The sequence below is a fragment of the Methylobacterium sp. EM32 genome (genome assembly GCF_040593685.1).
In the GTDB taxonomy this organism is placed as follows: domain Bacteria; phylum Pseudomonadota; class Alphaproteobacteria; order Rhizobiales; family Beijerinckiaceae; genus Methylobacterium.
In genome coordinates this window covers 1-7,936 of record NZ_JBEXZS010000083.1, presented here as the reverse complement: position 1 = coordinate 7,936, position 7,936 = coordinate 1, and the positions used below count along the sequence as shown (strand labels likewise).

The following is a 7,936-nucleotide window of genomic DNA, read 5'->3' as shown; positions in this document are numbered from 1 at the left end:
CCTCCAGGTCGAGCCGCTCCTCCTCGTCGAGGGGCGCGACCGCCGTCTTCGCGGCCGGCACGATCCCGGGCAGGTGCTCCAGCCCGAGCGCGAGCGCCGCGGAGACGACGAGGCAGACGTCCCGTGTCCCGCGGTCGGCCGGGACAACGAAAAGGGGGTGCTGATCAGTCATCAGCCCGAACCCGTGGGCGACGTAGTGCATCGCGTCGCCCGGCGGCGAGAACCGCGCGAGCTCGATGGCGTGGTCGTGCGCGTACTGGCGAGCCTCCCGCATGCCGAGCGTGAGCGCGGAGTAGGCGAGGCGCCCGAGGACGTCCGACAGGCCGGGACGGTCGAAGCCGTCCTCGTCTGCGAGGACCTGCTCGCCGAGGTAGATGGCCTCGACCAGGCGCCGGCCGAGGAGCGCCTTGGCCTTCGGCGTCTCGCCGGCGGCCAGGCAATCGGCGGCGGCCCGCTCGATGCCGGCGAGGAACTCGTCGACGACGCGGTCGGTCGACATGCCGACGGCGAAGTCGAGCTCCGGCCCGGTCGCGCGCTGGTGGCGGACCCAGGCGGCGAGGTCCTGGGCGACGCTGTCGTGGATGAGCGATGCGGTGCAGGCGTACAACTCGCGCGTCGGCGCGAAAGCCGCCCTGAGGGGCTTCTTCATCGATCTGGCCCTCCTTGGACCTCTCGAACGACAGCCGGTCAAAACCAGCCATTCGTCTCGTCCCAAGGATTAGACCGACAAACCTTTCAGAACCGTTACCGCGTCAGTCCTCATCGGCCTCCGTCCGCCGGGAAGGGAACGTCGGTCCTCGCGACCGCGCGTTGATCAACAGGTCCATGCAGCGGTCGACGTCACGCTCGACGTCCTCGCGGCTGCCCCCCAGGCTATCGCGCGGCCAGTGATACCGGTCGACGTAGCGGGCCAGGGCGACGAGGAGATAGCCCCGGCTGGCGGCCTCGCCGTCGAAGTCCTCGGCCAAACGGCCCAGGGCGCGCAGCACGCGCGGGTGCAACCCCTTCTTGGCTATCCGGCTCGGCGTGACGGCGCGGCGGTCGACTTTGAAAACGTCGCTGAGGGGCGCTGCCCATCCGCTAGGCCACAGCCTCAGCGCGGCCTCCTCGATGGCCGGGTAGAGGGACGCGTTGACGACGGCCGGGTCGAGCGGCACCGGCTCCTCGCCCTCGCTCAGGAGGAACGGACGCCGCTCCGGGTCGTACGCGAGGGACTGGCGGCCGACGCGCCCGACGACGGTCCAGCCATCCGGGCACGGCCACAGGTCGTCCTGCATGTTTTCGAGGTGGATCTCCATGGGCCCGGGATAGCACGGCCCGGCCGGCGCGCCAGCGGCTCGGGCGCGTCCCCTATGCGAATCCGGGGATCCCCGTACCCTCCATAGCGGGAAGGGGATCAGCTTGATGTCGGACAGTATTCACCCGGCTCGCGCGACCGGCTTCGATGCCTTGGTCGCCGGCCTGGAGCAGGCGCGCCGCGCCGGCTTCGTCAGCCGCAAGGTCTGCGCCGAGACCGGCCTGCACCTCTACGTCTACACCCAGCGCTGCGTCTACGACGAGGGCTGAGACGCCTTCTTGCTGATGGCGCGAGGCCTGATCCTCGACCCGGCCACGCGCGCCGCCGTCGCGACGCCATTCCCGAAGTTCTTCAACCTCGGGGAGCGCGGCGCCGCGGCCCCCGACCTGCCGTTCGAGGCGTTCGAGAAGCTCGACGGCTCGCTCATCGTCGCCTTCCACCACGCCGGCCGGTGGCGCGCCGCGACCAAGGGGGCGTTCGATAGCTCCCAGGCCGCGTGGGCGCAGGCGCGCCTCAACGCCGCCGACACCTCCGGCCTCGTCCCGGGCACGACCTACCTGTTCGAGGCCATCTACCCGGAGAACGTCATCGTCGTCCGCTACGCCGAGCCCGAGATGGCGATGCTGGCGGCCTACGACGCGGCCGGGCGCGAGCTGACGTATGCCGAGGTGACTGAGGCCTGCCGGGCGCTCGGGTGGCGCCCGGCCAAGCGGTTCGCGTTCGCCAGCATGGAGGCGATGGCCGCGGCCGCGTCGGTGCTGACGCGGAACGAGGAGGGCTTCGTCGTCCGGTTCGCCGACGGCTACCGGTTGAAGCTCAAGGAGGCCGAGTACAAGCGCATCCACGCCCTGATCACCCGCTGCACGCCGCTGGCGGTCTGGGACGTCATGGCGGCCTGGGGCGACCCCGCCGAGATGCGCCGGGACCTGCCGGAGGAGTTCTGGGCGGACTTCGACGCGATCCACCGCATCCTGCAGACCCGGTTCATGCGGTTGGCGGCGAGCGTCCGTCAGGCCGCTGAGGATGTGGCTAACCTCTCCGACAAGGAGCTCGGGCTGCGCCTGTCCGAGGTCCCCGAGGCGATCCGCCCGTTCGTCTTCCCCTTCCGGAAGGCCACGAACGACGAGGCCCGCGCCAAGCTCCGGGTGGCCATGCTCCGGACCATCCGGCCGACCGGGAACGTGCTGGAGGGCTACGTGCCGTCCTTCGCGATGGACCGGGCCCTGAGCGAGGCCGCCTGACCATGCTGACGGGCAAGGAACTCGAATCCCTGCGCGCAGCCAAGCGGGCCGCCCACGCCGAGGCCCGTGCCGTCATCCGGGCCCGGCGCGAGCAGGAGGCGACGCTGGCCACCATCACCGAGCATCGCGCCGGCCGGGAGCGGCCGGTGCATCCCGTCCGCGCGGCCGCCTTGGCCCGCACCCGAGACGCCGATCTCCCGCAGGTGGGGACCTTCCATGGATAAGCGCGAAGCCGCTGTCGTCATCGAGGCCGTCTCCCGATACCTCGGCTGGTGCGGGTGCGGGGCGCCATGGTCCGCCGCCGACTGGCTGCGCCGGGCCCTGGAGGCGCACCCGGCCTGGGAGAAGGAGCACGCCCAGCGGGCGGTCTGGGGCGAGGACCAGGGCCGCGAATACGTCCTCCGCTACCTGCTCGACCACGCCGCCCTGACCGAGCACGGCGGGTCCGTCGGCGGGGCCTGGCTGACCGAGCGCGGCGAGCGGGTGCTGGCCGCCCTGCAGGTCCCCGGCGCCATCGACGAGTGGCGAGAGAACCACGAGCTCGGCGACGAGGCCGAGGTCATCGTCGACCGCTGGCGGGGCTGGGGCCTCGGCGGTGTCGACTGCACCCGGTTCTGAGGGAGGGAGCCATGGCTGACCGCGACCGCATCCGCGCCGCCGCCGAGCGCGCCATCGAGGCCATGCAGGAGGCCCGCCTGCGCCCCGGGGAGATCCTCGTCCAGACGGCGCCGCTGCACTTCCCGTCCCGGCCGGCCGCACCGACGCCGGAGTACCTGCAGCCGGACTACGTGCCCCGGGAGCGAGCCCGGCTGATGGCGATGGCCGAGTGCGTCGGGCTCGCCGACGAGGTGCGGGAGATGCTGATGATGGGGGAGAGCAATGCCTGAGGACGTCGCCACCAACCTCACCCGGGTGATTTACGCGCCCATCCCGGACGACGCCTTCGCCGACGTCGACCTGCGTCCGTTCGGCTGGGCGCCCGGGGGCTACTTCGGCCGGGGCTGTCTCGATTGCAGCGAGGGGTTCTCCGGGGACAAGCGGTGCCGCCGCTGCCGGGCCTGCGCGATCAAGGCGCTGGTGGCTCACCGCGACCGCCCCCGGTGGCAGAGCGGCCACGAGGGCATCCCGACCGACCGGCCGGTGTGGGCCTACTTCTACGATAACGGGTCCGGCGACGGTCAAGACGTCACGCTGCTGCGCGGCGTCTCCGACGAGGACGGCGAGACCTTCACGGTCGATTACGAGGGGCGTCCCTGGGAGCGGGACGGTCACATCGTCTGCTGGATCGACGCCCAGGAACGCCCCTCGCTGTCGGTGGAGGCGGTCGAGGCCATCCTAGCCGTCCTGCCGTCGGAAGCGTTCGACCTTTGCTTGGGCCACGTGGTCGAGGACTGGCTGCACCGCGAGGCCCTGCGGGCGGTCGTTGACGGGCACCGGGACGCCCCGGCCATCGCGGCGGCCGCGCTCAAGAGCCGCGAGCTCAAGTTCTCCCGGTACTACGACTGAGGGCGTCATGGACGACATGCAGTTCTGATAATCCTACCTTAATGAAAACAACAAGCTATCTTAGACGAGCTCGATTTACACCGATTTCCTTTAAGATATCGTAAAAATTCATGGACCGAATCTTCGCCATGCTCGTATTTGTCTGATAATTATATCGCAAGTTCCTGCATTTCGCAACTAAAATGCAAATTATTCGTTTTCCGTCATTGCGTTCTTGTATTATTGTCACCCTTTCGCAGTATATCGCCATGCGTTTTATAAAAATTATCTAAATCGAGAATTGCTCGTCTATAAGAACGGGCGTCATCGATTGGCACTTCGAAGTCAGCATCTATATCTTGAGAGTTGGGAACAAGAAGGCCATCTGGAAATTTGTCCGTATTCGACAGGTCAACATACAGTCCATAATCCAATTTATAAACAATAAACCTCTCGCCTGGGCGGTGAGCGGCAGAACGATTACGGTTTAGGATATGAAGCGCTCGTCTGTCGAAGAGACGGTCGATAATCGTATCGTCGGCAGATACAGGAAGTAGAAACGCTCTCGTTCTTCGATCTCCGATTACTTCATCTCTTATCCATTCAAGCATAGCAACGTTTTCCCTGTTGGCCTGAATGGCCGAGTATTTCTCTGATTGAAAAAAATTATAGGCAGACTGACGTATTATGGGCATAGATATTTGATTAATACCCGCCCTCTGCGCTGCTAAGGATAGAATGTGCATGGCATCCCGTGGAACGCCCTCCGTTGCTCTCACAAATTCGGTAAAAACGTTATCCTGAGTGAAGGCTTGTGCGATAACTCGATGCTTGCCCCCTAATTTAACATTGATTTCGTCAGCGACCGCCGCTGCGTGATTGCTAATAAATTGCCTAAAGAATTGCTTGGCTCTAGCTTCGTTGTTGTCGATAACCAAATAATCATCCATGTTTATGGCAGCGCTGATGTCTGCGCCAAGTTCGAACCCAATGTATCCTTCGTCCTGTCTATCAATTTTGAAAACGGACCTGTGTTCGATTGCAGCTATCTTAACTGTTATGTTTGGCACATTGAACATTGAGCGTCTGATTAAATCAGCTAAATATGGTTGGATTGCAGGTGGGACAGTCGTCCATTCATCAATTAACAACCAAATGCGCATGGGTGCAATAAATTTAGCGAGGGATCTTATTGCTCTCGAAAAAAATGTAAAATCAATCCACGTTTCTTCAGAGCCTTCAATCTCCCGCTTGTCAGATGTTTCAGAGCTGTAAGCAGAGCCCCGACTGGCTTCTACTTTACCATTGAGCTTGCCATCGAAGCTCAAACCTGCGGTCGAAGAGTTATTTTTGGAATTCGTGTTCTTATTGGCCTCCTCTTCTTTCACTTTTCCCGTTACGCGCATCTCATTATAACCGTCCACAAAACCATCGAGTAGTGGGGCCGCTTCTGCGAGCCCCCACTTACTGCCTGGCCTTGAAAATACTTCCTGCAATTCATGATGTATGGCCGAGCAAACATCGACCAGCAGTCGAGTTGCCCTCTCAGAGACTGGAATGGAATGATCGTTATATATCGACCCATTCGAACCAATATTCTGAGCATCAATGTATATAGCAATGTCTCCAGAGGTGTTCCTTGTATTCTGAAAGTATCTCAGCGCGTGGGTCTTGCCGGTTCCGCGTCTTCCATATACAATCTGATTGTTTCTCGATGCAAGTAAGTCCATCAGAGGACCTATCGATACAAAAGTTTCTGCGACCTGCTTAGGAGTGATTCTTTCAGCGCGGTCTTCAAAGCGCAAGAAGCATCGATTAATTGTTTCTGAGTCCATCGGGTGAGGCTCTTTCCGCAATTTCTTTCATAATAACGCTAACTGAGGTCGACGCAAGCTCTTGACTTTTTAGCCAGGCGTTAAGGGGATCGATGACAGTTGGCTCGGTGCCTTAAGGCAACAACAGAATGCACCATAGAGCGAAAAAACATCGCCGGAAGGCTCACTGCGAGACACCGCCTCCCGAAGCACGTCCGCCTCTGTCACCTGTTGGCGCTCATCATGGCTACGCCGCCACCGCCTCGCCGCGGCCGGGGGCGAGGGCGGCCGCCGCGGCTTCCGCCTTGGCCTTCTCCTCCTTGGCCTTCTTCCGGGTGGCGTTCCTGAGCTTTCCCTCAGCCTCGCGCTCCCGGCGCCGGCGCGCGATCTCCTTCCGGAGTTCCGCGAGGGGAGGGAGCGTCGCCGCGGCGACCTGCGCCTCCATCCACGGCCACCACGCCTCCATCACCGGCCCCTTCCGGTCGAGGCGGTCGTGGACCGTGTAGTGGGCCTCCAGGACGTCGTTCGAGGGGATGCCTTCGTTGTGGTCGATGATGAGCTTGACGTCGTCGCGGACGACCTTGAGCCGGTCCTGGCACGCCGACGACAGGCCCCGCCGCAGGTCGTGCGGGCTCGCGCGCATGCCCATGTCAAGGAGCCGGTGGTTGAGCGCCGCGTCGGAGAGATGGCCGTCGACGCGCCCGCCCTTCTTGCGCATCCGGAGCTGCGGGAACAGGAACTCGCTCCCCTTGCCGGCCGTGCGCTCCATCTGCCCCCTGATGCGCTCCCAGAGCGCCGGCGGCAGGGGTATCACGTGTCGGTTCTGATCGAGCCGCTTGGCCGCCGTCTTCCGGTGGCTGGGGCCCATGCTCCAGATGCCCCATCCCGGCATCTCGGCCCAGTCCACAAAATCCCCTCGGAACGCGCCCGCGACCGGCCGGCGTCGCTGCCCCGTCGCGATCATCAATTCCATCGCCACCGAGAGCGAACGTTCGAGCACGCCCGACCGGGCGACGGCGACGACGAACCCGATCTCGGACGCGCTCGCGACGTACTTCCCCGGTACCTTGCCGTTCGAGCGCGGCTTGACCCCGGCCGAGCGCTTCGGCGCCTTCAGCAAGGGCATGGTCACGGTGACGCCCGTGAGGTGCTGCCGGTTGGCGTCGGCGAGGAACGTCCACATCGGGCGCAGGACGCTCGCCATCTTCTCCGCCTTGCGCTCCGTCCCGGTCTTGTGGATCTCCGCCACCAGGATGGCCAGGTGCTGGTGCGTGATGTGCCGGACCTGCATGACGTGGAAGGGCGTGAGCTCCGGGCGGTACAGCATGGCGCGGTAATCGACCCACGTGTCGTGCCGGAGCGTCCGCTTGACCTCGTCGAGGAAATGGTCACGCGCCTCGTCGAAGCGCCAATGCATCAGCTTCCCCGCGTCGGCCTCGAAGGCGGCGACCAGGGCCGGGTCGCGCTTCGGGCGTTCCTTCGCCAGCCCGAGGTCGACGTAGCGGTCGCGCAGCCAGTCCTCGGACGGCGCCACCAGGTTCCCGGCGTCGAGGTAGGACCGCGCCTTGCCGGCGATGAACCGCGCCTGCTCCAGCGTCAGCAGGTCCGGGGTCCCGATCTTCATCCGGAGGGTCTTGTCGCCGCGCTCGAACTTGAGCCCCCAATGGGCGCCCCGGGGCTTGAGGCGCAGGATCAGGCCCGGGCCGCCGGCGTCGATGATGTCTTTCGGCTTCATGCCAGGGCGGCATCCCGAGACCAGGGAATCGACGCGCTCTTGCTTCAACGTGACGGCCATCCGGGACGGGCTCCAGAAACGGGGGCGGAACTGGGGCGGGAGCCTGGACGCCGTCGTACGGAGGGGCAAGAACGAAGGAAGGCCATCGTTAACGCCGTCCCAGTCGTTTCAAGGGCTTACGGAGGCCTGAAAACGGGGGCGGGGACGTAGATAAGAGGAATCATAATCCTTGTGTCGGGGGTTCAAATCCCTCCTCCGCTACCAAGTTTTTTCAACCCCGCTAAGCACTTAGCGGGGTTTTTCATTGCCTTGCCCTTGCGCCAGAACGGCAATATTTCCTAGCGCAGTGCTAGCGCAGCCCAAA

Annotated in this window: 10 protein-coding genes; 6 read left to right on the top strand and 4 right to left on the bottom strand. The window is 64.0% G+C overall.

Going from position 1 to position 7,936, the window contains the following annotated elements; translation table 11 throughout:
• Both ABZT49_RS12295 and ABZT49_RS12290 read right to left on the bottom strand, forming a co-directional pair.
• Positions 1–649, bottom strand: a 649-nt coding sequence (locus ABZT49_RS12295; protein WP_355286347.1) for a hypothetical protein, incomplete at its 3' end; no start/stop codon positions are given.
• Between the two features lie 103 nt (positions 650–752).
• Entirely contained in the window at positions 753–1,298 is a 546-nt protein-coding gene (locus tag ABZT49_RS12290) for a hypothetical protein (protein ID WP_355286346.1), read from the bottom strand.
• A gap of 106 nt (positions 1,299–1,404) precedes the next feature.
• Here ABZT49_RS12290 and ABZT49_RS12285 point away from each other — a divergent pair, with 106 nt between their 5' ends.
• Genes ABZT49_RS12285 through ABZT49_RS12260 form a run of 6 tightly spaced genes read left to right on the top strand, consistent with a single transcriptional unit; the run spans position 1,405 to position 4,044 of the window.
• On the top strand, positions 1,405–1,566 hold the full coding sequence (locus ABZT49_RS12285) for a hypothetical protein (protein WP_355286345.1): 162 nt from the start codon (positions 1,405–1,407) through the stop codon (positions 1,564–1,566).
• A 15-nt stretch (positions 1,567–1,581) separates the two neighbouring features.
• Positions 1,582–2,538, top strand: coding sequence for an RNA ligase (locus tag ABZT49_RS12280; RefSeq protein ID WP_355286348.1), 957 nt, complete (start codon positions 1,582–1,584; stop codon positions 2,536–2,538).
• A 2-nt stretch (positions 2,539–2,540) separates the two neighbouring features.
• Positions 2,541–2,762 (top strand): hypothetical protein, encoded by a 222-nt coding sequence (locus tag ABZT49_RS12275; RefSeq protein WP_355286344.1) that lies wholly within the window; start codon positions 2,541–2,543, stop codon positions 2,760–2,762.
• On the top strand, positions 2,755–3,156 hold the full coding sequence (locus ABZT49_RS12270; RefSeq protein WP_355286343.1) for a hypothetical protein: 402 nt from the start codon (positions 2,755–2,757) through the stop codon (positions 3,154–3,156). Before ABZT49_RS12275 ends, ABZT49_RS12270 begins: the two co-directional genes overlap by 8 nt.
• A gap of 11 nt (positions 3,157–3,167) precedes the next feature.
• Complete coding sequence (locus ABZT49_RS12265) at positions 3,168–3,425, top strand: hypothetical protein (RefSeq protein WP_355286342.1); 258 nt, start codon at positions 3,168–3,170, stop codon at positions 3,423–3,425.
• Positions 3,418–4,044, top strand: a complete 627-nt coding sequence (locus ABZT49_RS12260) for a hypothetical protein (protein ID WP_355286341.1) — start codon at positions 3,418–3,420, stop codon at positions 4,042–4,044. Before ABZT49_RS12265 ends, ABZT49_RS12260 begins: the two co-directional genes overlap by 8 nt.
• 203 nt (positions 4,045–4,247) lie before the next feature.
• Here the strand turns inward: ABZT49_RS12260 and ABZT49_RS12255 are convergent, their stop codons facing one another.
• The gene (locus ABZT49_RS12255; protein WP_355286340.1) at positions 4,248–5,858 is read right to left on the bottom strand and encodes a hypothetical protein; all 1,611 of its coding nucleotides are present in this window, start codon (positions 5,856–5,858) and stop codon (positions 4,248–4,250) included.
• 226 nt (positions 5,859–6,084) lie between these two features.
• A complete protein-coding gene (locus tag ABZT49_RS12250; RefSeq protein WP_355286339.1) occupies positions 6,085–7,572 on the bottom strand; it encodes an integrase family protein in 1,488 nt (495 codons plus the stop codon).
• Positions 7,573–7,936: the final 364 nt, after the last annotated feature.

Coding starts and splice junctions, on each gene's coding strand:
- ABZT49_RS12290 (WP_355286346.1), bottom strand. CDS start 1,298: ATGGAGATCCACCTCGAAAACATGCAGGACGACCTGTGGCCGTGCCCG.
- ABZT49_RS12285 (WP_355286345.1), top strand. CDS start 1,405: ATGTCGGACAGTATTCACCCGGCTCGCGCGACCGGCTTCGATGCCTTG.
- ABZT49_RS12280 (WP_355286348.1), top strand. CDS start 1,582: ATGGCGCGAGGCCTGATCCTCGACCCGGCCACGCGCGCCGCCGTCGCG.
- ABZT49_RS12275 (WP_355286344.1), top strand. CDS start 2,541: ATGCTGACGGGCAAGGAACTCGAATCCCTGCGCGCAGCCAAGCGGGCC.
- ABZT49_RS12270 (WP_355286343.1), top strand. CDS start 2,755: ATGGATAAGCGCGAAGCCGCTGTCGTCATCGAGGCCGTCTCCCGATAC.
- ABZT49_RS12265 (WP_355286342.1), top strand. CDS start 3,168: ATGGCTGACCGCGACCGCATCCGCGCCGCCGCCGAGCGCGCCATCGAG.
- ABZT49_RS12260 (WP_355286341.1), top strand. CDS start 3,418: ATGCCTGAGGACGTCGCCACCAACCTCACCCGGGTGATTTACGCGCCC.
- ABZT49_RS12255 (WP_355286340.1), bottom strand. CDS start 5,858: ATGGACTCAGAAACAATTAATCGATGCTTCTTGCGCTTTGAAGACCGC.
- ABZT49_RS12250 (WP_355286339.1), bottom strand. CDS start 7,572: ATGAAGCCGAAAGACATCATCGACGCCGGCGGCCCGGGCCTGATCCTG.